At 61.4% G+C, this 24,331-nt stretch carries 29 protein-coding genes and 3 pseudogenes; 22 read left to right on the forward strand and 10 right to left on the reverse strand.

The genetic code is table 11. The features are described 5' to 3' along the window. The first annotated feature begins 254 nt into the window (after nucleotides 1-254). The 11 genes from AC3FNH_RS30510 to AC3FNH_RS30560 all read left to right on the forward strand — a co-directional run bounded on the left by AC3FNH_RS30510 (nucleotide 255) and on the right by AC3FNH_RS30560 (nucleotide 6,261). Complete coding sequence (locus AC3FNH_RS30510) at nucleotides 255-614, forward strand: hypothetical protein (RefSeq protein WP_488722730.1); 360 nt, start codon at nucleotides 255-257, stop codon at nucleotides 612-614. 26 nt (nucleotides 615-640) lie between these two features. Then, the gene (locus tag AC3FNH_RS30515; RefSeq protein WP_488722731.1) at nucleotides 641-1,195 is read left to right on the forward strand and encodes a DUF4760 domain-containing protein; all 555 of its coding nucleotides are present in this window, start codon (nucleotides 641-643) and stop codon (nucleotides 1,193-1,195) included. Nucleotides 1,196-1,587: 392 nt separating this feature from the next. Next, entirely contained in the window at nucleotides 1,588-2,475 is an 888-nt protein-coding gene (locus tag AC3FNH_RS30520) for a DUF5677 domain-containing protein (protein ID WP_488722732.1), read from the forward strand. Between the two features lie 140 nt (nucleotides 2,476-2,615). Next, nucleotides 2,616-3,035, forward strand: a complete 420-nt coding sequence (locus AC3FNH_RS30525) for a DUF5615 family PIN-like protein (protein ID WP_488722770.1) — start codon at nucleotides 2,616-2,618, stop codon at nucleotides 3,033-3,035. A gap of 115 nt (nucleotides 3,036-3,150) precedes the next feature. Then, nucleotides 3,151-3,558 carry a hypothetical protein gene (locus AC3FNH_RS30530; protein WP_488722733.1) on the forward strand — a complete coding sequence of 136 codons (408 nt, stop codon included), beginning with the start codon at nucleotides 3,151-3,153 and terminating at the stop codon, nucleotides 3,556-3,558. Between the two features lie 26 nt (nucleotides 3,559-3,584). Continuing rightward, nucleotides 3,585-4,085, forward strand: a complete 501-nt coding sequence (locus AC3FNH_RS30535; protein WP_488722734.1) for a hypothetical protein — start codon at nucleotides 3,585-3,587, stop codon at nucleotides 4,083-4,085. A gap of 87 nt (nucleotides 4,086-4,172) precedes the next feature. Then, a complete protein-coding gene (locus tag AC3FNH_RS30540) occupies nucleotides 4,173-4,487 on the forward strand; it encodes a hypothetical protein (protein WP_488722735.1) in 315 nt (104 codons plus the stop codon). Between the two features lie 20 nt (nucleotides 4,488-4,507). Further along, nucleotides 4,508-4,741, forward strand: a complete 234-nt coding sequence (locus AC3FNH_RS30545; protein ID WP_488722736.1) for a hypothetical protein — start codon at nucleotides 4,508-4,510, stop codon at nucleotides 4,739-4,741. A 9-nt stretch (nucleotides 4,742-4,750) separates the two neighbouring features. Further along, on the forward strand, nucleotides 4,751-5,437 hold the full coding sequence (locus AC3FNH_RS30550) for a hypothetical protein (RefSeq protein ID WP_488722737.1): 687 nt from the start codon (nucleotides 4,751-4,753) through the stop codon (nucleotides 5,435-5,437). 34 nt (nucleotides 5,438-5,471) lie between these two features. Then, nucleotides 5,472-6,053: a hypothetical protein gene (locus AC3FNH_RS30555; RefSeq protein ID WP_488722738.1), complete on the forward strand. Its 582-nt coding sequence runs from the start codon at nucleotides 5,472-5,474 to the stop codon at nucleotides 6,051-6,053. Between the two features lie 13 nt (nucleotides 6,054-6,066). After that, entirely contained in the window at nucleotides 6,067-6,261 is a 195-nt protein-coding gene (locus AC3FNH_RS30560) for a hypothetical protein (protein WP_488722739.1), read from the forward strand. Nucleotides 6,262-6,694: 433 nt separating this feature from the next. Here the strand turns inward: AC3FNH_RS30560 and AC3FNH_RS30565 are convergent, their stop codons facing one another. From AC3FNH_RS30565 to AC3FNH_RS30585, 5 genes are all read right to left on the reverse strand, one after another. Next, nucleotides 6,695-7,726 (reverse strand): 5'-nucleotidase, encoded by a 1,032-nt coding sequence (locus AC3FNH_RS30565; RefSeq protein WP_488722740.1) that lies wholly within the window; start codon nucleotides 7,724-7,726, stop codon nucleotides 6,695-6,697. A 474-nt stretch (nucleotides 7,727-8,200) separates the two neighbouring features. After that, the gene (locus tag AC3FNH_RS30570; protein WP_488722741.1) at nucleotides 8,201-9,169 is read right to left on the reverse strand and encodes an N-carbamoyl-D-amino-acid hydrolase; all 969 of its coding nucleotides are present in this window, start codon (nucleotides 9,167-9,169) and stop codon (nucleotides 8,201-8,203) included. 77 nt (nucleotides 9,170-9,246) lie between these two features. After that, entirely contained in the window at nucleotides 9,247-10,524 is a 1,278-nt protein-coding gene (locus tag AC3FNH_RS30575) for a Zn-dependent hydrolase (protein ID WP_488722742.1), read from the reverse strand. After that, nucleotides 10,521-11,747 carry a diaminopropionate ammonia-lyase gene (locus AC3FNH_RS30580; protein ID WP_488722743.1) on the reverse strand — a complete coding sequence of 409 codons (1,227 nt, stop codon included), beginning with the start codon at nucleotides 11,745-11,747 and terminating at the stop codon, nucleotides 10,521-10,523. The genes AC3FNH_RS30575 and AC3FNH_RS30580 overlap by 4 nt, the downstream gene beginning before the upstream one ends. Before the next feature lie 66 nt (nucleotides 11,748-11,813). Further along, nucleotides 11,814-12,713, reverse strand: a complete 900-nt coding sequence (locus AC3FNH_RS30585; RefSeq protein ID WP_488722744.1) for a MurR/RpiR family transcriptional regulator — start codon at nucleotides 12,711-12,713, stop codon at nucleotides 11,814-11,816. Nucleotides 12,714-12,997: 284 nt separating this feature from the next. Between AC3FNH_RS30585 and AC3FNH_RS30590 the strand changes: the two genes are divergently transcribed. From AC3FNH_RS30590 to AC3FNH_RS30605, 4 genes are all read left to right on the forward strand, one after another. Beyond that, nucleotides 12,998-13,792, forward strand: coding sequence for a transporter substrate-binding domain-containing protein (locus AC3FNH_RS30590; RefSeq protein ID WP_488722745.1), 795 nt, complete (start codon nucleotides 12,998-13,000; stop codon nucleotides 13,790-13,792). Between the two features lie 76 nt (nucleotides 13,793-13,868). After that, nucleotides 13,869-14,528: an amino acid ABC transporter permease gene (locus AC3FNH_RS30595; RefSeq protein WP_276103677.1), complete on the forward strand. Its 660-nt coding sequence runs from the start codon at nucleotides 13,869-13,871 to the stop codon at nucleotides 14,526-14,528. Between the two features lie 14 nt (nucleotides 14,529-14,542). Then, on the forward strand, nucleotides 14,543-15,193 hold the full coding sequence (locus tag AC3FNH_RS30600; protein WP_488722746.1) for an amino acid ABC transporter permease: 651 nt from the start codon (nucleotides 14,543-14,545) through the stop codon (nucleotides 15,191-15,193). Nucleotides 15,194-15,262: 69 nt separating this feature from the next. After that, nucleotides 15,263-16,027 (forward strand): amino acid ABC transporter ATP-binding protein, encoded by a 765-nt coding sequence (locus AC3FNH_RS30605; RefSeq protein WP_488722747.1) that lies wholly within the window; start codon nucleotides 15,263-15,265, stop codon nucleotides 16,025-16,027. A gap of 26 nt (nucleotides 16,028-16,053) precedes the next feature. Here AC3FNH_RS30605 and AC3FNH_RS30610 read toward each other — a convergent pair whose 3' ends face one another. Further along, nucleotides 16,054-16,203, reverse strand: a complete 150-nt coding sequence (locus AC3FNH_RS30610) for a VOC family protein (protein WP_488722748.1) — start codon at nucleotides 16,201-16,203, stop codon at nucleotides 16,054-16,056. A gap of 298 nt (nucleotides 16,204-16,501) precedes the next feature. Here AC3FNH_RS30610 and AC3FNH_RS30615 point away from each other — a divergent pair, with 298 nt between their 5' ends. Further along, nucleotides 16,502-16,654: a helix-turn-helix domain-containing protein gene (locus tag AC3FNH_RS30615; protein ID WP_488722749.1), complete on the forward strand. Its 153-nt coding sequence runs from the start codon at nucleotides 16,502-16,504 to the stop codon at nucleotides 16,652-16,654. 295 nt (nucleotides 16,655-16,949) lie between these two features. On the opposite strand, the gene AC3FNH_RS30620 is transcribed toward AC3FNH_RS30615, so the two are convergent. Next, entirely contained in the window at nucleotides 16,950-17,936 is a 987-nt protein-coding gene (locus tag AC3FNH_RS30620) for a zinc-dependent alcohol dehydrogenase family protein (protein ID WP_488722750.1), read from the reverse strand. Between the two features lie 111 nt (nucleotides 17,937-18,047). On the opposite strand from AC3FNH_RS30620, the gene AC3FNH_RS30625 reads away from it, so the two are divergent. Beyond that, nucleotides 18,048-18,917, forward strand: a complete 870-nt coding sequence (locus AC3FNH_RS30625) for a LysR family transcriptional regulator (protein ID WP_276103683.1) — start codon at nucleotides 18,048-18,050, stop codon at nucleotides 18,915-18,917. A gap of 276 nt (nucleotides 18,918-19,193) precedes the next feature. Here AC3FNH_RS30625 and AC3FNH_RS30630 read toward each other — a convergent pair whose 3' ends face one another. Next, a complete protein-coding gene (locus AC3FNH_RS30630; RefSeq protein ID WP_488722751.1) occupies nucleotides 19,194-19,946 on the reverse strand; it encodes an SAM hydrolase/SAM-dependent halogenase family protein in 753 nt (250 codons plus the stop codon). A 330-nt stretch (nucleotides 19,947-20,276) separates the two neighbouring features. Here AC3FNH_RS30630 and AC3FNH_RS30635 point away from each other — a divergent pair. The 4 genes and pseudogenes from AC3FNH_RS30635 to AC3FNH_RS30650 form a co-directional block, all read left to right on the forward strand. Continuing rightward, nucleotides 20,277-20,523: pseudogene (locus AC3FNH_RS30635) on the forward strand (c-type cytochrome); the annotation flags it as partial. A gap of 571 nt (nucleotides 20,524-21,094) precedes the next feature. Continuing rightward, a complete protein-coding gene (locus AC3FNH_RS30640; protein ID WP_488722771.1) occupies nucleotides 21,095-21,433 on the forward strand; it encodes a YidH family protein in 339 nt (112 codons plus the stop codon). Nucleotides 21,434-21,484: 51 nt separating this feature from the next. Further along, nucleotides 21,485-21,826, forward strand: a pseudogene (locus AC3FNH_RS30645) (ACT domain-containing protein); the annotation flags it as partial. 122 nt (nucleotides 21,827-21,948) lie between these two features. Beyond that, a complete protein-coding gene (locus AC3FNH_RS30650) occupies nucleotides 21,949-22,077 on the forward strand; it encodes a hypothetical protein (protein ID WP_488722772.1) in 129 nt (42 codons plus the stop codon). 125 nt (nucleotides 22,078-22,202) lie between these two features. Here the strand turns inward: AC3FNH_RS30650 and AC3FNH_RS30655 are convergent, their stop codons facing one another. Next, nucleotides 22,203-22,358, reverse strand: coding sequence for a hypothetical protein (locus AC3FNH_RS30655; protein ID WP_488722752.1), 156 nt, complete (start codon nucleotides 22,356-22,358; stop codon nucleotides 22,203-22,205). 549 nt (nucleotides 22,359-22,907) lie between these two features. Here AC3FNH_RS30655 and AC3FNH_RS30660 point away from each other — a divergent pair. Continuing rightward, on the forward strand, nucleotides 22,908-23,837 hold the full coding sequence (locus AC3FNH_RS30660) for a potassium channel family protein (protein WP_488722753.1): 930 nt from the start codon (nucleotides 22,908-22,910) through the stop codon (nucleotides 23,835-23,837). A 147-nt stretch (nucleotides 23,838-23,984) separates the two neighbouring features. Here AC3FNH_RS30660 and AC3FNH_RS30665 read toward each other — a convergent pair. Further along, nucleotides 23,985-24,260 (reverse strand): annotated as a pseudogene (locus tag AC3FNH_RS30665) (transposase); the annotation flags it as partial. Between the last annotated feature and the right edge of the window lie 71 nt (nucleotides 24,261-24,331).

The following is a 24,331-nucleotide window of genomic DNA, read 5'->3' on the forward strand; positions in this document are numbered from 1 at the left end:
ATGACAACGCTGACGCGCCACTCAACGATGACCGCCGCGCTGATTAAATCAGTCCTTCCCTAGGGGAACATTTATTCCCTCAAGGGGTGGTGCCTGAACCAGCGCTTGAGATCTTCAACGCCCACGGTGCCCTTCCCTTGTTCGTGAAATGCTCAGAGTACTCCAACGAGATCGAGTGGAATCAGTTTCCCGATGGTGGGCATCCGTATTTTGTCCGTGCATGAAGTAATCACGGACACACAGGAAAAAGACAAGTGAAGGAACAGCAAAAGGCGACAGTAATGCGAAAGCTCGTTCTTGCTCTCTGCGCACTAACGGCCATGAGCGCCGCTTCAACTGAAGCAAACGCAGCAACCATCGCAGGCGCCCCATCTTGCGGCACCTGGGTAAAGGATCGCGCGTCCAAGGACTGGCCTGAACTAGCAGATACGATGTGGCTACTTGGGTACCTATCTGGCATCGCCACTACTTCTAGAAGTTACTTCCTGAGGGACACAAAGAATGACTCCCTCTCTCTGTGGGTGGATAACTACTGCCAGGCTAACCCCCTTGACTACCTGAACGACGCAGGAGACAAGCTGGCGTCCGAGCTGATTCGCAGAAGTAAGAAGTAGCCACGGCCGACACGGAAAAGCGAAAAATGAGCCATGAAGCGGCAGAGGTCGCCACAGCGTGGGCAACGATCGCGACAGCGATCGCCAGTTGGGTATTGGCTGGCGTCACAGTCTGGATGGTTCGAGCCCAGACTGGCGAAGCCAAGCGCGCCACTGGGCTCCAGCTCTTTGCTCAAGTTGCCCGCGATTTTCAGGATCCTGGCATGCGCAACCTGCGGCGCGCATTTGCTACCGAGCTATTGATTTCGCGCCTGCATGATCCGAAGCGCAAGCCGCTGGCCGATGAATCTGTCTTGGAGTTCTTCGAGAATCTAGCGCACCTGACGCGGGATCGCGTGCTGGATCCGAGAATTGTCTGGAACTACTTTTCGGTTGCAGTCGAAGGATACTGGCATGCTTCCAAGGATTTCGTCTTTGCGCTTCGGGCTGCCGAGCACGACGGTGAACTCTACAGTGACCTCGAATGGCTCGCCACAGAGCTGGCTACCATCACATCGACGCGCGCTCACAAGCAGGCGCCTCAATCTCCCGCGCCAGAGAGGGTGAATGACTACCTGCGCTCCGAGCAGGCTCTAACTTAGGATGGAAAAGGCGACAGTAATGCGAAAGCTTGTTCTTACTCTCTGCGCACTAACGGCCATGAGCGCCGCTTCAACTGCAGCAGACGCAGCAACCATCGCAGGCGCCCCGTCTTGCGGCACATGGGTAAAGGATCGCGCGTCCAAGGACTGGCCTGAACTAGCAGATACGATGTGGCTACTTGGGTACCTATCTGGCATCGCCACTACTTCTAGAAGTTACTTCCTGAGGGACACAAAGAATGACTCCCTCTCTCTGTGGGTGGATAACTACTGCCAGGCTAACCCCCTTGACTACCTGAACGACGCAGGAGACAAGCTGGCGTCCGAGCTGATTCGCAGAAGTAAGAAGTAGCCACGACCGACACGGAAAAGACCAAGAGGCCCCTAACGACATGGATCCACTGATGGCGCCGCGCGTGGTGGAGGACAGCAACGCCGCCGGCACGCAGGCGGGAACGAGCGAATCCCGAACGTTGCTGCACTTGACGGTGCAACTGATCGAGTCTCAGGCCGGCAAGATAATTCCGGTCGGCCTGTCGTGGATGAACGATGCGCAGGTGCTGGCGCGTAAGTTCTACTACCACCTCTCGTCGCTGCACGTGCTAGCGCGGCCTGTCGAAGTGGCGATGCCGCAAGGTTCAACCTCGCACATCGACCATGGTTCGGTGCTGATTCTGGCGCGGGCGGCCTTGGAAACCTATTTGACGTTTGCACATGTGTACGGCTGTAGCGAACCCGATCTACGCGAATTCCGTCACCTGACATGGCACTGCGCGGGCCTGCTGGATCGGCAAAAGTTGCGGGCAAGCGCACGCAAGGCGGAGAACAAGCAGAAGCTGGGAAAGGAGTTGGCGGCCATCGAAACGCTACGCGCCGCAATGCAGGCGCATAGTAGGTGGGCGCAGCATCCCGCAAAAGACCGCAAGGCGTTCATGAAGGGGGATTGGCGCGCGGGGCGGGGGTGGGCAGAGATCGGAGTCGAGGCCGGATTTCACCCCGTACACATCCGGGATCTCTACAGTTACCTTTGTGGCTACTCGCACGCGAGCTGGTTGAGCATCCTGCAGGTCCGGGATGCGCGCCAGATCGCCCAACAAGCCACCCTGGCGGAGGCGTCTGTGAGTACTGCATGTGTGTTGATGAGCTTCTTCGCCCATCACTATATGGCGCTCTTTCCCGAGGCGGAGCAAGTCATGGCCACGCAGCCGGCTGCGGCTGTGCTCCTGGCGAAGTGGCATCTAAATGCTGAGCGCATGGCCGGCCGGTATGACGACGACTGATCCCGTAGGGGTGAACAGGGCAACCGCAGTAACAACCAACCCGGAAAAGCATATGCCGCATTGGGACCGTATCGAAATCTCGCAGGCCGAAGCCGATGCGTTTGCTGCCGAGTACCGCAAAAAGGCGCGCTTCCTGGTGGATGAGAATATGGGAGACGACGCGCGATGTTCTCCGGGAACTAGGCCGTTGGGCCAAGTACGTGGGTGACGTAGGTCTTTCCGGACGTTCCGATCAAGATGTGTTTGCGTATGCGTGGCGCAAGAGGCTGATCATTCTCACTCACGATAGTGATTTCCTGGACGATCACCTGTTTCCGTTTCACCGCAATCCAGGTGTGATTGTTCTCCCTGGCGCAGAAGGTGACGGCTCCCTTGAGGTCGCGCTGGCTGACGTCATCAGAATCGTGGCACCGTACGGAGAAGCACACGTTGGCTCGAAGATCTCTGTGACGCAAGACCGGATTTGGACAATACGCCGCTTTGACAAACAGCTTGGCAAGCATGTCAGTCGTCGTGTCAAGCTGGCCGGCGCAGGCGTTTCGTACGAGTGGCAGGACTAAGGCAGGAAATGGGCGCGAGCTGCGCCCCGCATCGGCCGGAAGTCGGGATCGAGGGCAATGGCGACAAGTCGGCGCCCCTCTGATAAACGAAAGACACAACATAAACGGAGGGTGCATGAAGAAGCAGATGCAGCCGATTTCAGTTGAAGTCGCCGCCGACGGCATGGTGGTCCTTACTCAGCAGATTAACGACCTTAATGACCAGGATCCGACGATTCACTTGACCATAGAGCAGACACCCATGGTTGCAACGTGGCTCTACGAGGCAGCGGGATGGGCATCGACGCACGGCGACGAAGCTGAGAGTGAGACGATTCCTGTGCGGTACTTCGCGCGAGGTCCTGAGGCGGAAGCCGAGCAGCTTGCGGTGTTCTGCAACGCACAAGGCATGGTGGTGCTGAAGATCGATGACGACGCATTCATTGAAATTTCCCCTGCGATGGCAAAGCGACTGCGGGAGCAGATCTCAGTCGCGATCCGTGAGTCGCTCACGGACATGCTACGGCCTGACGTAAAGGCATAGGACGAGCAGGGATGGAGGCAGGCTTCATGGGTGAAGCTAAACGGCGTGGTACACATGAGCAGCGCGTTGCACAGGCCATCCAGAAGTTCGCTCACGCAGCGGAGCCGGTGGTCATCACGAAGCTCGCCGTTGCGACTATTCAACTAGACGCCGCGATTCGACTGTTTTTCATTGGCGACTATGTCTCAGCTCTGACTTTGGCAGGGGCCGCAGAGGGAATCCTAGGGGCACTCTCGCAGCATGCCGGGCTACCGAACGCCGTTGACTTTGTCGTTGACTACTACCGTGGACAGACAGATACCGAAACAGACGCCGAGCACAGGAAGTTCATCACCAGCGTCTTGAATGATGCTAGAAACCAAGTAAAGCACGCGGGCGACCCATCAGAGACTCATTTTGAGGTAGACAGAATTCAACCGGTCTCGATGATTATGCGTGCGTTACCCATGGTAGAGCCACTTGGTGGGAAAGTCTCCGATGAGATGAAGAAATTCGCTGTTTGGTTGAAGCATCACCCTGATCTATAGGAAGAGCGTAATGTGGAACTGTGCGCCTTAAGCTGTGGATGCTTGTGGGTATCCTATGGCTAGAGCCTCATAATTTACGGAGAGCATATGTTCGATAGCGGACTAGAGAGAACAATCATAGGCACTGCGGTTGTGTTGTGGTTTGCACACGGCTGGTATCTCAACGACCGTCTCACTAGGGTGCACGCCAAACTGGACAGAATTCTGGAGCAATTCAATGGCCTACGGGACTACTTGTATGAGATCGATCCCCAGTTTGATGACGAGCGCGCATTGGCCGCTGAGTTTGCAGAAGCACACAGTAGCGGTAAGCCAACGTTTTCCGCGATGAGTCTTATGGAGCTAGAGGGCGAGAAAGAGCGTCAAGGCAAGCGCAATCTCCAAACGCCACTCTGCAAGTAGCTCGAGCATCGGAAAATCCCATGAAAGAAGTGACAGGGACGCCAGAACGGCAGCGTTGTGAGTGCAAGCCGCTCAGGGAGAAGGTTCAGGAGCAGTTTGCAGGCATTTGCGACATTAAGATTTACTGCTGGCGATCAGGCGACGGAGTGGAGTGCGCCCCGCGTGTATTTGTGGATGATGTCGAGGTCGATATCAGTCATTGGGACGTTGAAATTTACACAGCCGTTTGCACAGCAGTGAAGCGGTCGATATAGGAAAAGCTCGTGAGACGAAGAATCGCTTTGGCGCTGGGCGTTTTACTACCAATGGGTACGCCCCATGCAAGAGAACCAACTCGTTTGGACCGGGATTTTTGCGATCACTATGCCAGCACAATGCAGCAGGCGCTGACTGCAGAACGGAGCGGCAACCCCGAGACGATTGCTCGCTTTCGACAAAGCGTGATTCGTGACCCTCAGGCGACTCTGCTCTTGCCAGGTCTTGGCGTTTCCCGAACCACTCCGCCATGGGTGACCGACATCACTGAGGAATCCCGCAATCAATGCTTGCAGAAGGTGCAGCTCGACCACATTGGAAACTTGCCTGGAGACTTGGAGCGACCTAAGAGCGAGAGCGCAGCCGAGAGTAGTGTGACGATCGCAGCGGTCTTACCCTCCAAGCGGGACGAGGCAGAGATTGCCCCGCCTATCTCACCACCAGCCGGTGATACCTTTGAGGGGACTTTTTCAAGCAAGATGGGCACGGCCGTGAAGGTAGCGTTTCAGCGGCATTCGGCTCTCTGCTGGGGACGCACGCTGGCAACGGTGCCACGTAAAGGGAATTCGCCTGAGCGGACATGCGACGTCAGCGAACAGCCTGGCGCGTATGTCGTGCAGTTTTCGCAGTATTCCAGCTTTGGTAAGGTGATCGTCCCGTTTGCGACCATGCGCCCTTCCGCATCGGCGCCTTGATTGGGCGGCCTGCTATGAAATAGGAAAAGCTCGAATGACATTGCTATCCATTTCGATTGCTGTGTTGGCCTTCCTGCTGGGGTTGGTCGTGCGTGAGTTCTTGCCGAGCTACCTTCGAAGAAAAGGCGAGAACCTCGCAACAAAGCAGGATATCGTGCAGATAACGGAGCTACAGAAGGCGGTCGAGCATCGGTTCAACGAGTTGCTAGAACAATCAAAGCAGCAACATTCCTTGCGGACACTAGTCGCCGAGAAACGCATGGATGCTCATCAACAGGCGTTCTTAAGAGTTAAACGCCTACTCGCAGCACGGCAGGACGGCAAAGTGATCTCCGAGTGCCGCGATTGGATGGATGCAAACTGCTTATACCTTTCTGCCGACGCGCGCTTGGCAATGTGGCAAGCGGTCGGCTTCGCGGAGGCTCGGGCGAATCACCTCGATGAGGCCGGCAAAGCAGCCGGAGATCGCGAGCACGCCCAGCTGTATCACGATGAATCGACCAAGGCATGGAGCGGCATCATGGCTGCACTTGGTCCAATCGTAACGGGAGCTGAATTGCCAGCACTGGGTGCAGACGAGCTGGACAGAATCACGCAAGGGATCGGCAGAACGTGACACCAAGGAAAAGATGATGACAACGAATCGCGAACGAAAGGGTTGGATTGTACGCACTGGTGATGACTACCTTTTCCCTCAAGGCGGGGACGTTGGGTACACGTCGAACCTGGCAGACGCCGGTGCATTCGAAACAGAAGAGGAAGCCATCGAGGCGGGCCGCGATCATTGCGATCCCGGCTTTGTGGTGATGCGCGACCCGCGCTGAGACAACGGAAAAACTCCTACTGCGGGAACGGCCAGGCCGCGCCGAGCAGGCCGGCACGTATGCGATTGTCCTCGGGCCGCGGGTCAAGGTCCACGCCTGAACGCGCCGTGCTCATGCAGGCCTGGGCGTTTCACCTTGGTCCAACCCGCTTAGCGAGCACCCGTTTGGTAGGTTGATCCTATGCGCTTGCAGACGACGCCCTCCAAGCTAAGGCGATGCGTTGCTGGTATAGCCATTCAGCCTGATCGGGCAGAGGGGTGGCCGGGATTAGTAATTATGCTCTGCAACGCATAAGGGCGTATCTCGATCGACCCTCCGGGAGGCAGGGGGGTGCTTTGAGCCGCCCCGCCGCCGATCCGCTACCGCAATTTCCGAGCGGCTGAGCTGGAACGGGCAGGGCGAGATGCCGGCCTGGCTATGTAGGGAAGAGTATTTACTTCGGGGCAGACTTCCTCTTCTTAGGCGGCTTACTAGCAGCAACTACGGCCTTACCTTTAGCGGTAGGCATGCGGGGCGCCTTTGATGGCGTCCTTTGTACGGTCCTTGCCAAGCGTTTCTCCAAAATCAATTGACCGCCTTTGTAGGGAACCCGCCCGGACGGCACCACCGTGGCCGCGCGTTCCACATGGTACTCCTGGTCATCAAAGAACATGTGCGCACCAAAAGCCTGAAGAATCTGGTCCTTTGGGAGACCACCAAGAAAAAACGCTTCGTCAATTGCCACGTTCCATGCCCGCAGCGTATGAATCACCCGTGTATGCGCAGGACTGTTGCGCGCGGTGACGATGGCAATGCGGACTGGGCACAGTCCCGGCGGAAAGTGTTGCTGGATCTCCGCGAGCCGAAGCAGTAGTTTGGCAAATGGTCCTTCCGTCATCGCCTTGTGGCGATTCTTGTGTTCGTGCCTGATGAACGCGTCCAGGCCTTTCTGCTTATAGATGCGCTCGGATTCGGCGGAAAACAGCACTGCGTCGCCATCGAAGGCGATACGGATTTGCTTTGCCAGTGCCTGGTAGGAAGCGGGCACATCATAGAGTTGGGCCGCCGCCACGCCGCCGTCGATGGCTGCCTGCACATCTGAAGCATCACGAGATAGGAAAAGGTCCACTTTGAATGCCTGCAGGTAGCGCGCGATTGATTCACCTCCCGTGAACGCTGCCCGCGTGATATCTAGCTTGCTAGCTTCAATGGCATTGAAGGCGCGCAGACCAGTATCTGGAGAGTTGCGCGAGATCACCACCACTTCCACAAGCCGCCTCTCCGGAATTGCCTCATTGAGTTCCAACAATGCCCGTACGAGCGGGAATGCCGTGCCGGGGGATAGCGGCTCATCCTCATGCGCGCGCTGGTACGCGGAATATGCCGCCACGCCTTCGGTTTGATAGATGCCGTTTTCCAACTCCAGATTGAACAGCGCCCGGGACGAGATACCGATTACCAGTTTGTCAGTGAGATCGTAGGCCATGTCAAAGTATAAATGGACGGCCCCCGTCGAGGGCTGACTTAGATGCCCCTCTCGTCGCAGGCAACTTCTCATTTAACATAACGCCCGCACACCGATTTTGCAGCGGGTTGCTGGGAAGGTGATCGGGGAGGGCGGACGTCTGGCGGCACCGCCAGCCCCTCAGTAGGCCGTCGACCCGATGGCCCCCGGAAGGGGCGTGACCGCGATGATGGACTAGGTCCGTCATGCCTCGCGCGAGCAGAGCACCGGCATTGGCCAGGTCAACCAGGCGATCGCGCAGATGGACCAGGTCACGCAGCAGAACGCGGCGCTGGTGGAAGAGGCTGCAGCCGCCGCACAGTCGCCGCAGTAACAGGCGCAGCATATGCAGCGCGCGACGGCGGCGTTCAGGACGGAGGCCGCCGGCTGAAAGGGCATGCCCGGTATCTGCGGGCATCGGGCATGCCAGACCCCGGGGGGATGGTCAATGGTCGTTCAGCCTGCCGGCCGCGGCGCCCTGAGAAGCGACCCGTCGGCGCGCAGCGTCTCGCCCTTGCGCTCGACAATCATGCCGTAGGCGTGCGGTTGCCGGTGCAGGTCGAAGTTGAAGGTGGTCCGCTTGTACAGCGCGCAGAAATCGAGATCGCAGCGGGCGATGGCCACCTCATCGCCCTTGGTAATGCAACTGGCAACCACTTCGCCCGATGGCGCAATGATGCAGCTGCCGCCGATGCTGTCTACGCCTTCCTCGACTCCGGCCTTGGCCACGCCGACCACCCACGTGCCGTTCTGGTAGGCGCCAGCCTGCATCGAAAGCTGGTTGTGGAACAGCGACAGGTCGTCGTGCGCCGGGGCCGGCGCGTTGTGGACCGGCGTGTTGTAGCCGATCAGCACCATCTCCACGCCTTGCAGGCCCATGACCCGATACGTTTCTGCCCAGCGCCGGTCGTTGCAGATCGCCATGCCGATCTTGCCGCCAAAGGCCTCGGTAACGCCGAACCTGTCTCCGGGCGTGAAGTAGCGCTTTTCTAGATGCTGGAAGCGGCGCCACGGCTCGTGCTCGCGGTGCCCTGGCAGATGTACCTTGCGGTACTTGCCAACGATGGCACCGGTGCGGTCGACCAGGATCGAAGTGTTGTAGCGGACGTCGCGGCAGTTCTCGCTGGCCAGCTCCGCATAGCCGAGGTAGAAACCGACGCCGAGCCGGCGAGACAGATCGAACAGCGGCATCGTGTCGGCGCCCGGCATCTCGCACTCGAAGAAGCTGTTGATCTCTTCGTCGCTTTCCATGTACCACCGGGGGAAGAACGTGGTCAGCGCAAGCTCGGGATAGACAATCAGGTGGGCGCCGCAGGCATGGGCTTCGCGCATCATCTCGCATAGCCGGGCAACCACCTGTGCGCGCGTATCGGCACGTGCGATTGGGCCGAGCTGACCAAGGGCGACATGTACGAATCGGGACAAGGTTGACTCCTGGAATTCGGGGGAAGAAGGGTTGGGGGCGTGGATATGTTGTCGAAGGGCAGGGGTGGCACGCAGGCTCAGGGGCGATTGGCAAGGCTGACGACGACACGCATCAGCAGCTGTGCGCCCCGGACCAGGTCATCCGGCTCAGTGAACTCGCGCTCGTTATGGCTCAGGCCGCCGACGCTGGGAACGAAGATCATGCCGGACGGGCAGGCGCGCGCCAGCATCTGGGCGTCGTGGCCCGCGCCGCTGGGCATGCGCAGGCTTGACAGGCCGAGTGTGTCGCTGTGCTGCTGGACGAGGTCGATCACCCGGGTATCGAATGCCACCGGCTCGAAGCGCGCCAGCGAGCGGTGGCGCAGCGCGACGCCTTGCGCGGCGCACGCGTGCCGTGCGAAATCGAGTACCTCTGCCTCGGCCCGCGCGAGTGCCGCGCCGTCGGTGTTGCGCAGGTCGACGGTAAATGTGGCACGATTCGGGATCACGTTGACGAGGTTCGGCTCGAAGCGGATGGCGCCGACCGTGCCGATCTGGCGGCCGCCGTAGCGCAGCGCCAGATCGTGCACGAAGGTGGCGATGCGCGCGGCGCAGTAGCCGGCGTCATGCCGCAACGCCATGGGCGTGGTCCCGGCGTGGTTGGAAACCCCTTCCAGCACGAACTCCGTCCAGCTGATCCCTTGCACGCCTTCGACCACGCCGATCTGCACGCCCATGCGGTCCAGCACCGGGCCTTGTTCGATATGCAGTTCGACGAAGCTGTCGACCTCGGGCCGGCCGACCGGTGCATGGCCGCGGTAGCCGATGCGCACCAGCTCCGCGCCGACGGTGCTCCCGTCGATCCCGACGGCGGCCAGCGCCTCGTCGAGCGGCATGCCGCCCACATAGACCAGCGAGCCCATCATGTCCGGCTGGAACCGGGCCCCTTCCTCGTTGGTGAAGAATGCCACCGCCACCGGCCGGCGCAGCCGCATCCCGGCATCCCGCAATGCAGCGACCACCTCCAGTCCAGCCATGACGCCATAGTTGCCGTCGTAGCGTCCGCCTGTGCGGACCGTATCGATGTGCGAGCCCACCATGACCGGCGGCAGGTCTTCCCGGCCGGCATAGCGCGCGATGCCGTTGCCGATCGCATCGATGGTGACTGTCATGCCGAGCCCCCGCATCTGCGCGACAGTCCAGTCGCGGCCGGCCCGGTCGGCGTCGGTGAGCGCGAGCCGGCACACTCCGCCGCCGTCGAAGCCGCCGTGCGCATTCAGCGCGTCGAGCCGGTGCAGCAACCGCGTGCCGTCGATCTCTGGAAACTCGTCGTTGCCGGGTACCGGGCGGGTGTCCGGGCAGGTGCCGGCCGTCATGCCCGGGCTCCGTTGCGCACGGCGTCCGCGCTGCGCCCCACCAGTCTTGCGTAGAGCTCCGCATCGGTGTCCGCCTCGCTGCCGATAAACAGCAGGCGGCTGTCGGCGCCCAGGCCGAGCGCCGAGCGCGCCTGGGGATCCTGCATTGCCGCGATTGCGGCGGCCAGGCCCGCGACGGCCGACTCGCCGGCGACGATGGTAGGATCGCCGGGGGCCGGATTGGCAAGCAGGCGCATCGTTGCAACAGCAGCCGTGTCGTCGATGGTGCAGTACGCATCGGCGCCCTGGGCCAGTATCTCCCACGCCAGCAGCGAAACTTCCCCGCAGGCCAGGCCCGCCATCAGCGTGTCGAGTTCGCCGGTCACCGCCGTCACGCGGCCGGCGCGCGCGCTGCGGGACAGACAATCGGCCGCCTGCGGCTCGACAACCACGAACACCGGGCGCCTGGCCATATCGCGCTCCCAGAAATAGCCGCAGACCGCGGCGGCGAAGCCGCCCACGCCGGCTTGGACAAAGACGTGCGTCGGCCACTCGGTCAGCGCGCCTACCGCTTCGTCGATCATGACCTGGTAGCCCTGCATGACATCGCGCGGGACATCCATGTAGCCCAGATACGAGGTGTCGGAGATCACGTGCCAGCCGTATTCCCCGGCATCGCGATCCGCCTGCCGGACGGCATCGTCGTAGTTGCCGGTCGTGCGCGCCACGGTGGCGCCAAACTGCTCGATCGCGGCCTTGCGTCCCTCGCTGACGGTGGCGTGAATGTAGATCACGCAGTTGGCGCCGAACTGGCGCGCGCCCCATGCGACCGAACGCCCGTGATTGCCATCCGTGGCACAGGTGACCGTATAGTCGGCGCACAGCTTGTGCAGATCCGGCGCGCCAAGGTCGGCCGGGCTCAGGTCGCGGCCGACCCGCTTGCCGATCTCGCGTGCGAGCAGCCGGCCCACGGCATAGGCGCCACCCAGCGCCTTGAAGCTGCCCAACCCGAAGCGCGTGCCCTCATCCTTGTAATGGACCGCACCGACGCCCAGCATCGTGGCCAGCGCCGGCAGCGCGTGAAGCGGCGTGACCTGGTAGCCGTCCCAGGCGGTAATGGCCTGCTGCGCGGCGGCCAGTGCGGCTGCCCCGAGGATGGTTTCGCGTACGCCCCCATAGGGTTCGCTGCGCGAGCGCGCGGGATTGACGAAGAGATCGAGCTTGAGTTGCGGTAGCGTTGGCATGGAACTTCCGGTGTGCTTGTGAGAATGGATCGTGGAGCAGGAGGCGGCGGTGTGGGCGTGTGCGGCTTATGACTCCAGGTCGAGGTCGTCGAGCAGTTCATGCGCACGTTCGATCCGCGCCATCCGGGCACGCGAAGGGGTGCGCGCGCGCCCGGCCATCGCGGTCGCGAGATAGTTGACGAGGCTGACCGCGGCAACATACGAGTCGAATATCTGGTCGCCGTGGTGCGAGCAGCGCAGCACGGCGGTCGCGCGGGTGGACAACGCGGATACCGGCGTGTCGCTGAGCAGGATCACCTTGGCGCCCGCTTCGGCGGCCAGCGTGACAACAGGCGCAAGCCGGCGGGCGCGGCGCCGAAAGTCGACGGCGAGCAGTACGTCCTTCCCGTCGACTTCCGCGATCAGCTCGGCATCCTTGCCGGCCTGCTCGTTGAGCAGATAGACCTCCGGCCGTACCTGGGACAGCAAGGCATTGGCATAGAAGGCCAGCATGAAGCTGTTGCGGTAGCCGACGACCCAGACGCGGCGCGCATCGGCGAGTTCGCTCAGCGTGACGTCGAGCGCGCGTTCGCTGACCTGCCCGAGCAGGTCGGTGAGCCGGCTGGCGTCGCCCTGGACATGTGCCTGCAGCCCGGCCAGCGCAGGCATTCCCACCCCCGCGCGCGCGCCATGCATGAGATCGGAGCGATCCATCTTGGCAAGCGGCGACTGGCTGGCGCGCTGATCGCGCAGTTCCTGCCGGAACGCACCGAAATCGGCGTAGCCGAGCCGCCGGAAAAACCGCGCGGCGCTTGCTTTGGACACGCGGGCAAGCTCCGCCAGTTCCGTTGCTGAGTACCCGAGCAGTTCGGATTTGCGTGTGAGCAGTACGTCGGCGAGCTTCTTGTCGGCGCCGGAGAACTCGTTGTAGCGCTGGGCGATCTGCGCCTCAAGCGTGTCGTAAACGGTCATGTCGGAATGATGCATGGCAATGACGGGGTTTCATGACGCCGCACCAGTTTGGCGCCATCTCGCACAATGATGAAACCGCAGTTTCTTTTTGTGGTGCGAATGAAATAAAAATTTCATGATTGCTGCTGGCCTATGCAAGCGCGATGCCAACGCCTCTCCGAAGCGGTCCAAGGCCACGTAATGAACTGATTTGAAAGGGGTTCTTGTCCTCGTGTCGGGTGCATCCGGCATCCTGTGCGCTCGTGGCATGCGTCTTGCGCTTTGCCTTGCTCCGACCCGACTGAAGAGAAAGGTGTTTTATGAAACGCAGACAGTTCACCGCCGTTGCCACGATCCTTGCCACCGCCACCATGTTTGCCGTGGCGCCGGCCAGGGCTGACGATTCCCTCAACGCGGTGATGGCGAAGAAGTTGATCGCAATCGGCATTCCGGTCGACTTTGCACCGTATGGGTTCATGGGCCCGGACCTGAAGCCGCAGGGCCTCGATGTGGCGGTCGCGCAGATGATTGCCGACAAGATGGGCGTCAAGGCGGAACTGGTGCCGGTCAGCACGCCGAACCGCATTCCATTCCTGCAGACCAGGAAGATCGACCTGATCGTGTCGGCACTGGGCAAGAACGCCGAGCGTGCCAAGGTGATCGACTTCACCATTGCCTACGCGCCGTTCTACCAGGCAGTGTTCGGTCCGAAGAGCCTGAGCATCAAGAGTTTCGCCGACCTAGGCGGCAAGACCATTGCCGTGACGCGTGGCACTATCCAGGACGACGTGCTGCAGCAGGTGGCGCCGCCCACGCTGAAGATCCAGCGATTCGAGGATGACAATTCCACGGTGGCCGCGTTCGTGTCGCAGCAGACTCAGCTGGTTGCCACCGGGGCCGCGGTGGCCGCCGCCGCGATCCAGAAATATCCGAAGGTGGATGCGGAATACAAGCTACTGCTGAAGGACTCGCCGAACTTTATCGGCGTGCGCAAGGGCGATGCCGCGCTGCTGAACAAGGTCAACGAGATTCTGCGCCAGGCCAAGGCCGATGGCACGCTGGGCAACTACGCGCAGCGCTGGCTTGGCCGCGGCACAGGCGAGTTGCCGGAGTAACCCATCGGTCAGGCACCAGTCCGCGGCGGCATGTGCTGCCGCGAGTCCCACCATCGGCTTCGTCAGGCTGTTTCGCATGATTTCCTTCGACTTCTGGCCCGTCCTTTCCCAGTGGCAGTTCCTGCTGCAAGGCCTCTGGCTGACTGTCTTGCTGACAGCATTCTCGGCGGCCGCCGGTACCTTGCTCGGTACCGGCTGCGCCTGGGCGCGCCTGCACGCGCCGGTATGGATCCGCGTAATCGTCGGTGGCTACGTCGAGGTGATTCGCAACACGCCTTACATCATCCAGTTGTTCTTCGTCTTCTTTGGCCTGCCGTCGATTGGCGTGCGGCTTGCGCCGGAGGTCGCATGCGTGCTGTCGATGACACTGAACCTGGGTGCCTACGCCTGCGAGATCGTACGCGCCGGCCTTGCGTCGACACCGCGCGGCCAGATCGAGGCCGCACAGAGCCTGGCGCTCGATCGCTGGCAGATCTTCACGCGCGTGGTGCTGCCGCCCGCGCTCAAGCGCGTCTGGCCCGCGCTCGTCGGCCAAGTCATCATCGTGATGCTGGGCTCGTCGGTGTGCAGCCAGATCTCGGCGGAGGAGGTGTCCTATGCCGCGAACCTGATCGCCAGCCGCACTTTCCGGAACTTCGAGTCATACATCGTCGTCACTGCCGCGTACCTTGCACTGGCGGTGCTGGTGCGCCAGGCCCTGAACTGGGTCGGGCCGCGGTTCGTGTTTGGCCGCTGAGAGAGGAGGAGGCCATGATCGAGTTTTCCTTGTGGGACATCTTCCGCAACCTGTTACTGGCGCTGCGCTGGACGGTCGGTCTATCGCTGATTGCCTTTGCGGGCGGCGGTCTTGTTGGGTTTCTGCTACTGGTGGCGCGTATCGCAGAAGTGCCTGGCGCCCGGCGCGGCATTGCCCTGTACGTTCAGCTGTTCCAGGGCACGCCGCTGCTGATGCAGCTTTTCCTGACCTATTTTGGGCTGGCCCTGATCGGCATCGAGACCTCGGCGCTGCTTGCTGCTGCGCTGTGCCTGACGTTCTACGCCAGTGCTTACCTGACGGAGATCTGGCGCGGGTGCGTTGACGCGATTCCACGCGGGCAGTGGGAGGCATCGGCCAGTCTTGCCATGAACCTGCGCGAGCAATTGCGCTACGTCATCCTGCCGCAGGCGGCGCGCATTGCGGTGGCGCCGACGGTGGGATTCATGGTGCAGGTCATCAAGGGAACGGCGCTGGCCTCAGTCCTCGGCTTCGTCGAGGTGACCAAGGCCGGGCAAATGATCTCGAACGCGACCTTCCAGCCCTTTCTGGTCTACAGCTGCGTCGCGCTGATGTATTTCGCCCTGTGCTTTCCCATGTCGGTCTGGAGCCGCAGGCTCGAACGCCGGCTGCAGCCTCACGCCTGAGCTGGCGGGACAACCGTTGCCGGACCTCTCGCGGACCCAAAATCGCCAACCAGCCCCAATCAATCATCCATGTCCAAGTCACACGCGACTCCCGAGCATTTTGCCCTCGTCAATATCGAGGGGCTGCGCAAGCAGTACGGCGACAATGAAGTCCTGAAAGGTATTGACCTCAGGATCGGCCGACGCGAAGTCGTCTGCATCATCGGACGCAGCGGATCCGGCAAGAGTACGCTGCTGCGCTGCCTGAACGGGCTCGAGCATTTTCAGCAAGGCAAGTTGTCGATCGACGGCCAAGCGCTGCGCCACGGCGACGCGACGGCTATGCGCGAACTGCGCCAGAGCGTCGGCATGATCTTCCAGAATTTCAACCTGTTTCCGCATCTGACCGCTTGCCAGAACGTGATGCTCGCGCCGACCCTCGTCAAGGGGGTGCCGAAGGCGGAGGCGTACCGGCGGGCTCAGGCCTTGCTGCGGCGCGTCGGCCTGGGTGAAAAGGGCGAAAGCTATCCCGACCAGCTCAGCGGCGGGCAGCAGCAGCGGGTCGCGATTGCACGCGCGTTGGCCATGGATCCCTCGGTGCTGCTGTGCGACGAGATCACGTCCGCACTGGACCCGGAACTCGTGGGCGAGGTGCTAAGCGTTGTCGAGTCGCTCGCCGCCGACGGCATGACGCTGATCATGGTCACGCACGAGATGAACTTTGCGCGCAAGGTCAGTGACCGCATTGTCTTTATGCATCAGGGCAAGGTGCACGAGACCGGTACGCCGGAGCAGATCTTCAGCCAGCCGCGAACGCCCGAACTGCAGCAGTTCCTGTCAGCCATGCATGGCTGACAGGACAGCGCCAGCACCAGTCGGATTCAGCCCAGTTCCTGCCCCACCATCATCCGGTGGCCATCCGGCGTGGCCAGTGCCATCTCACGCATTCCCCAGGGCTTGTCGGCGGGTGGCTGCACAATGATAGCTCCGCGCGATGCCTGTTCGGCATGCAGCGCGTCGATGTCGTCCACGTGGAATTAGGGGTGCTTTCGGCGCGAACTGACACGGTTTCAACAAGAAAGCCGTTCTGTATCAACAAGTTGCGCACAGAGCCTTTTGTGGAAAAGTCGTTGTGTGCAAATTGTTGATTTCAAAGAGGATTTCGTGCGCCGGCGTATCATTTTGCAGCGAAAGCACGATCACCCCTGACTGGCGACTGGAACCAGTCTAGGAACGGCCTGCCGATTCAGGAACACGAAAGCCGTCCCTTGCTTGTGCAGATTTGCACGACCATGATGGAAAGCAGTTGCAACTATTCTTGCTCCGGCCATGAAGCTGAACCAGGTGAGTTGGGATGATTTGCGCGTGTTCCTCGCGGTAGCGCGCGCCGGGAATCTGTCCAAGGCCGCGGGCGTGCTCGGCATCGATCACGCCACCGTCGGCCGCCGCATCGCAGCGCTGAGCGGTGCGCTGGCTCGATGACGTCATCGCCACGCCGGCCATCGGCTTTCACTCCACCAGCATGCTCGCAGATGTTCGCCGCCGCGGCCGGCGCCGGCATCGTCAGTTGCCGGCCTTGCCCGGGCTGAGCGGATCGGTCCCCGGCAGATCCTACCCGGCGAAATCCATGTGCAGCGCAATGCATGGTTGAGCTCGCACCGGTATCTGCGGAGCGTGCCGCGCATACGACGGGTCGCGGCCTTCCTGGCCGAGGTCATTGGCAGCGATTATCCGGTACCGTCGGCAGATGACGAATGACGGGCCGCCGGCGCCTGCGTCAGACGATGTCGACGACGACCTTGGTTCGCGCTGTACCGCCAGTGACCAGCTCGTAGGCGGCTTCCGCCGAACCCAGATCGAAGCGGCGCGGGTCAACCACCGGCCTCAGCTTGCCAGCCTCGGCCAGCCGGGCGGCCTCGCGCAGCATCTCGCCGTGGTGCGCGCGCAGCTTGCCGGTCAGCAGGGGGTAAAGCGTGAATACGCCGGAATAGGTGGCCTCGCGGAACGACAGCGGTGCCAGCGCATGCGTACCCCAGCCGAGCGCGCTGACGACGTGGCCGAAGTGCTTCACCGCCGCGAATGACGCATCGAGCGTCGCGCCGCCAACTGTATCGACCACCAGATCGAAGCCTTCGCCCTGCGTATGGGCCGCGACATAGTCCTCCACGGACTGCGCGCGGTAGTCGATCGGCGTGGCGCCGAGTTGCCGAACCAGCTCCAGGTCTTTTTCGCTGGCGGTGGCGAAGACGTGCGCGCCGAGCGCATGCGCCAGTTGCACAGCCACGTGGCCAACGCCGCCAGCACCACCCTGCACGAGTACCGTCTTCCCGGCTTGCAGGTGCGCGCCATCCACGATTCCCGCGTAGGCTGTGATGAAAGCGAGCGGCAACGCGGCCGCTTCGCGCATCGACAGACTGGTGGGCTTGTGCGCCAGTAGGTCCGCATCGACTGCCGCGTACTGGGCCAGTGATCCCTGGATGCCGCCGACGCCACCGGTCATGCCATACACCTCGTCTCCCGGCCGGAAGGTGGTGATGCCGTCGCCGACAGCATCGACCGTGCCCGCCATGTCGATGCCCAGCACCAGCGGCGGCGGGTGTTCCGCATGCGCCGCGCTGCCAGAACGGATTTTGGTATCGAGCGGATTCAGTCCGCTTGCCACTATGCGTACCAGCACCTGACCGGCAGCGGGTTCGGGACGCGGGACGGTAGTGAGTTCGAGGGGGCCGTTGTGTTGCTTCAGCACCAGCGCCTGCATGGACATATTGTGATCTCCTTTCTCCCCCGGGACGTGGGATGGGCGTAACGATGGAATCATCATTGTTCATGCGGAATCGCATGTAAATTGACAATACTGAATAGTCGGCAATCAAAAATGCATGAAGAAAGCCCAGATTGGAGCGACCTGCGCATCTTCCTGGCCATCGCGCGTGCGGGAACCCTAGGCGCGGCGGCGAGGAAGGTCGGCCTGACCCAGCCGACGATGGGGCGGCGCCTGCGTACGCTTGAGGCGTCGGTCGGCCACATGCTGTTCCATCGCACCAGCGACGGATTCATCCTGACCGAAGAGGGGAACGCGGTACTCGCCTACGCGGAAAGGATGGAGGAAGAGGCACTTGGCCTGACGCGCGCCCTGGCTGGAACGGACAATGCGCTGACCGGCCTGCTGCGTGTGACGTCGTCGGACTGGTTCGGGATCCATGTGCTGACCCCGGTCTTTGCGCGTTTCCTGGCGCAGCACCCACGCGTGTCAGTGGAACTCGTGACGGATTCCCGGCAGTACAGCCTCGCCCGTCGCGAGACCGACCTGGCGTTCCGCATCACGCCGTTCGAGGAGCCCGATGTCATTCAGCGCAAGCTGATGCACATGGAGTATGCGCTGTACGGTCATGTTGACGTCGAGACGCCACGTGCACGGGATTGCGATGGTATTGCACTCATCAGCATGGACAGTGCTTTTGGCGAGTTGCCCGATGTAGCGTGGACCACACGGATGTTGCCCGGGGCGCGCATTGCGTTCCGCAGCAACAACAGGGGCGTGCAGGCGCGCATGTGTGCTGAACGCGGAGGCTTTGCCGTACTGCCTTGCCCGCTTGGCGATGCCACGCCGGGGTTGCGGCGCATCGACCTGGGCGACGCGCCGCCGGGCCGCGATGTTTGGCTAGGATGCCATCGGGACCTGCGGCGGCTGGCGCGGCTGCGCGCGCTCATGGCGTTGACGGTCGAGTGCCTCGGGGGGCGATGAGCGGGCATGCCAGCCCACGGAGTCGGCCTGTTGGGGCTGCGGGGTATCAGGAAGCCTCGTCCTGGCTCACCGAGTTCGCGAGCGATCTCCAATGCGGCCTGTTCCCTTCTATTATGGGATGTGCCGAGGACAATCCGTGCGCCGAGAACTGTACCGCTCCGAGTGAGTTAACAATCATGAAGCCCGCACCGAGGGCGCGATCGTCTATCGCACTTTCCTACTTCGGCCGGCTGCTGCATGAGCGCTGGGCCGGACGCCACGGAAGTTGCCATGGTCCTACTTCTCCAACCCGCCGCTGGTCCCGGCCACGTGAACTGGATTCCCGACACGCGCACCAAGCTGTGTCGCGGCGCTACCGCGACTCACTGCTATCTCTACCAGCCCGATCGAGTTCTCATACCAGAAGGCTTGACCAGCCTGAGCATCGGAGAAGACCCGGGCATAGGCAACATCGCTTTCTGCAATTGCTAGCCGCGCGGTCCTGGGTACCGCACCTACTCTCAGCCCGGTCAGCGCATTGCCATAGTGATCAATGTAAATAACTTCGGCCAGATCGTCCGCACCCAACCGCACACACAAGCCAGCGGCTTCCTCCAGCTTGTCGGCAGGCAGGTCGCCACGGCTGAGCCAGGCTGCCATCGGGGCGAACAGGTCCCGTCCATGGAAGGAAGCGGAGAGCGTTGCGGGCCGCCATGTAATGCGCCAGGTTCGGGTGTGCGCCGCGCGCGCGGCCACCACCGAGAGCAATCCGTTGTCGGGTCCCACAAACCACTGCCCATCGGCTTGCAGCACGACCGCGTACCGCTCGCCGCCAACGCCGGGATCGACGACGGCCAGGAAAACTGAATCGGGCGGGTACCAGCTTCGAAGCGCAGCGAGCAGATGCGCCCCTGCTCTCGGGTCGCAATTCGGGGCGGTGTGGAGCACATCGACAATGGTGGTGCCGGCCGCCGCATGCCGCAGTAAGGCAACCTTCAACTGCCCGACATAGATGTCATCAGCCCCAAAGTCAGTAAACAGCGCGATCATCTCACAGCCTCCTTCCAACCCGGCGTCGCCCAGCGAAGGACTTATCGCGCGGAGGGGAGGACGCTCGTACACCGAAAGTCCACCCTTCTCCAAATAGGCCATTGAAGCATAGGTCCAATACGGGATCCGAGACAGTTCAACGCGCGCTCCTGCGGCGTAGTTCGGGGACAGCCGGCCCTAGCATTTGGGCGGTGCCGGTAGAAAAATACCCAATAATCAATGGTTGCTACCTTGTCTTCCCCTGATAAATGCACATACTCCTTGCGGCACTTTTGTGCCATGCTCGTTGCGGCGGCTCGAATGCGTGCTTGAGCCGACTGGATTGCCCGCGCAGGCACGGTGACCGACGGTTCTCCATACGTAGGCATCTCCGCCTTCTTCCCCAGCTACACGCCGCGTGCGGGGAGGGTGATTACGCTTGAAGAGCGTATCAACGGCTGCTTCCAGCGCTCCATGAACGCCAAGCCTTTGCCTTTGGATTCTGAAGAGTTGAAAGCCATGGTGCCTTACTTCGAGGAAGAAACGCGAGACCAAACCTGAGGACAAGGTGGCTGGAAGTGGCATTGGCAAGATTAACAGAGGCCGTGGCGATGATGCTTTATTGCGGATCGCCGCGGCGGGTTCCTGCTTTGCGGCCGCCACGCAGTGTCCCCGCGCCAGAATCTTCTTAGTAGCGCGCGTCAGAAGGCTTTTTGTCCTTGGGCCAGTCGTTGACCTTTTGCGCAAAGTCCGGGCGCGGCATGTGGGAGAACTACTGCGCCACACCCGGCCCAGACGCAATAGCCCCCCTTGGTGGTCAACCCACTGGAACAGTGGTGATGTCCTGCGGGACGTCATCCCCGGGGGCGGCCACCATCAGGAATCGTCACGGATGCCAAGGCGCCGATACTGGCTGGGTTTCACGCGGCGATTGTGGGGACGGTGTTCGGGTACGGTCCTCCCGGGATGAGCAGTTTGCCCCGACCCCGACCCCGGCCCCGCAAAGCAACCGTCAGATTGCCTGACCTTGACCTGGAGATTCCCCATGACCCTCCCTTCCGATCGCGAACCTGCAGCCGCGCCAAATCCTGGCACGCAGCACGTCAGAGTCTGACGAGAAGACGCTGCAGTCGCGAACACGAACCGGACTCGCGCTAGAGCGAAGCTTTCTGGCCTTCGAGCGAACGCTGATGGCCTGGTTGCGCACCTCCCTGTCGATGATCAGCTTCGGCTTCACCCTGGCAGAGTTCTTCGTGTACCTGGGCAGGCAGCGTGGCACACCCGTTGTCGGCCGGCTTGGTGCAACATGGTCGCCGAAGAGAGTGGGAATGACGATGGTGGTAATTGGTACCGAGTGGTTGATAGCCGCGGTCGTCCAACATTGGCATCGCGTTCACGCGTTGCAACGTGAGGGCCTGGCGCAGCAGTGGAATCTGGGGTACTGGGTTGCTATCGTAATTGCCGCGCTCGGGGCCTTCGCGCTTGGCTCGATCGTAGTGGGCCCATAGATGCCCACAGCGGTCACTGATTGCCTTGAAGTTGTCCAAGTCCAACGCCAGAAGGTACTGGAGACCTTGCGCGATGCCGGCGCAGACCTGCAGTTCGCGATTGCGCGGCGCACGCCGGAGGATCCCGGCAACGGTGTCGTGTTCGTGACACCGCTGCAGAATGACTGGGAAATCCGCGCAGCGGCCCAGGTCGGCTTCAATGTCACGAACAGCCTGCATTTGGGCGGCGACCGGCCCGGCATTGTGGCAGAGCTGACCCGCGAACTTGCAGAAGGCGGCATCAATCTACGCTGATTCTCTGCCTCCGTCATTGGGGTACAGTTTGTCGCGTACGTGTCGGTCGACTCACTCGACGATGCGAACAAGCCAATGACGATTCTGGGCATGGGCTGAATCTTGCGGCGGGGCGCTTGGCTCCGATGTAGACCTGTCCCTGCGTTATGGACGCGAGGTCCGCTCATTTGAAACATTATGGAAACGGCGGATCCACTTGACTTTTGCCGGTGAGAATGCAGATGGACCAAGTTACGCAGCAGAACGCCGCACTGGTCGAAGAGGCTGCCGCCGCGGCACAGTCGCTGCGAGAACAGGCGCTTCACATGCAGCAAGCGATGGCGGTCTTCAGGACGGAGGCTGCTGCCTAATCAGATGGCGGCGCCGCACAAGTTCCCCCGCTTTTCGCGGCGGAGCATGCGGCATTGTGTTGAAGTGAGTTGCCGCTTACATGCTCCGTACGTGCGAAGCTTCTAACACCATACGGATTTTCCGTTCACGACGCACGGTTGGCGGTTTTAAGGATCGTGGCGTCACGTTTGCAATCACCGGTGAGATGATGCCCTGATGTGGGGTGCCCGCTTCGGTCGCAAACTTCCCTCAGCAAAAAAATCCAGCTTGAAGCCATTGCCGCAAAGATTGCTTGATCCATCGGTATGTTCCGGAGGAGGGAATAGTCCCGCATCGGCGGCGACGTAAGTGCACCGCGCGACGTCATGCTATGAGCGAAGGGGTAATTCGAGCCTGCGGTTAGATTTCGCATGCAACAGCGCCGCGGCTTCGAACTGCCGGCGAGGTCATGGCAGAAAACAGCCCGGCGCCCTGCCAGGGCCAGGCCAAAGTCTCCGCAGCCCGAGGGATGCCAGCCGCGGTTAATCCGTTTCTCGATCGCTGGCCGCACCTGACAGGCTCCGCGAGGGCGCAGCGACAGCGCCGGCGCCCTCGACGATCGGGGCGTGGCCCGTGTCCTCCTCGTGCAGGAGGGGCAAGTCGGAGAGGTCGACCGATAGCATAATGCTTCGCACGTTGTGCCAACCGACGGGAACGAAGTTGAACGCCCCAATTTCCCGATCAGCCCACATCCGCGATGTGCAACCCCAGGGCCGCGACGGGGTGCTTGGTGCCAACGTGAGTTGCGGCGTGAATAGTGAGGCCAAGCAAGCTGATCTATATCAATGGCACGCCAACGCTCTCGTCTAGCATGACAATCTCGGGCATGCTAATTGCCGATCATGCGTGGCGGCGCAATCAGTACTCAGGCCTCGCGTCTGCCATCGCGCACAATTTTTCTGCGGAACAAAGAGTGACCGGTAGCTTTCGCTATATCGCATTGCATGGCGTCGACCCGCACGATGATCCACGGGCGGTGCGGGCCTGGCGTTGGATTCAATGGATCCTGTTCGGACTCAGTCTGCTGGCGATTCCCGCTTTCTATCTTGATCTGGTTGCGAGTCCTCCCATTCTCTTCAGGATTGGGCGACTGCTCTACCTGATCATCTTCGCTGGCTTTGTCTCCTCGTTTTCCCTGATTTGGCTCTTGAGTCGGCGATGGAAGCAATTCCTACTTCGTAACCGCTTCGATGCTCTGCTCCTGATTGGCGCGGCAGTGAGCCTTGTCTGGGGCACCAGCACATGGTCTTCGCTCGAATGGGTGCTGCGTGCAGCCTTCATCTGCGTCGTGGGCATTCGTTCCGCGCTCTTCCTCAGGCATCTTTTCTCGCCCAACCGATTGCTATTGCTATTCGCATTGGGCGCGATGTTGCTCGCTTCCTCTGGTGCGGTGTTCTATTGGTTGGAGCCGCAGGTACATAGTTATGCGGAGGGACTATGGTTGGCATTCGAAAGCAGCGCTACCGTGGGATATGGAGACATAGCGCCGACGACGCCAGCATCGCGCATCTTCGCCATGTTCGTTGTCCTGCTCGGCTACGGCATGCTATCGCTGGTCTTTGCCAGCATTGCGGCGATGTTCATCGGTGAGGATGAGAAGCTTTTGCGTCGTGAAATGCACGCCGACATCAAGCGCCTGCACAATGAACTGGCATTGCTGCGCAAGGAACTGCACGAGTTGCGCGAAGCCGTGGACCGCGACTTGCCGGCCACCCCCAAAGAGTCGTCAAATCGCGCGTGAATGCGGCCAAGCCAGGGGCCGGAGGTCGTTTGCGAAGAACGCGCCCGGCGCACTTCGCCTTAGAAGGCCTAACAAAATGACTTCCTGAGATGACGCCAGCAGATGATGCAACAGGCGATTTTCAGGAAGGCTTCGTGGATGGCGGCGAGACGCACGTGACCAATCGATGCGGTCGGCCGCACGCAGCTTGGCTAGCAGTACCTCGTGCAGGCGATCCCAAACACCGGCCTTCTGCCAGGCGTGCAGTCGTCGCCAGCAACTCATCCCGGAGCCGCGGCCCATTTCCTTGGGCAGCATCTCCCAAGGAATGCCGGACTGCAGGACGAAAAGAATGCCGGTGAGCACGGCCCGATCGTCTAGCGGCTTGCGCCCGGGATAGCGGGTGCGCCGAGCTTTCGGTGGCGGCAGTAGTGGCTCGATCACATCCTGTCCGGCTGCCGCGTTGCGTTTGGAGACCGCGCCAAAGCGGCGGCAAGGTGCTCGGTGCGATGCTT

The sequence above is a fragment of the Cupriavidus sp. 22TCCZM01-5 genome, from assembly GCF_057798915.1.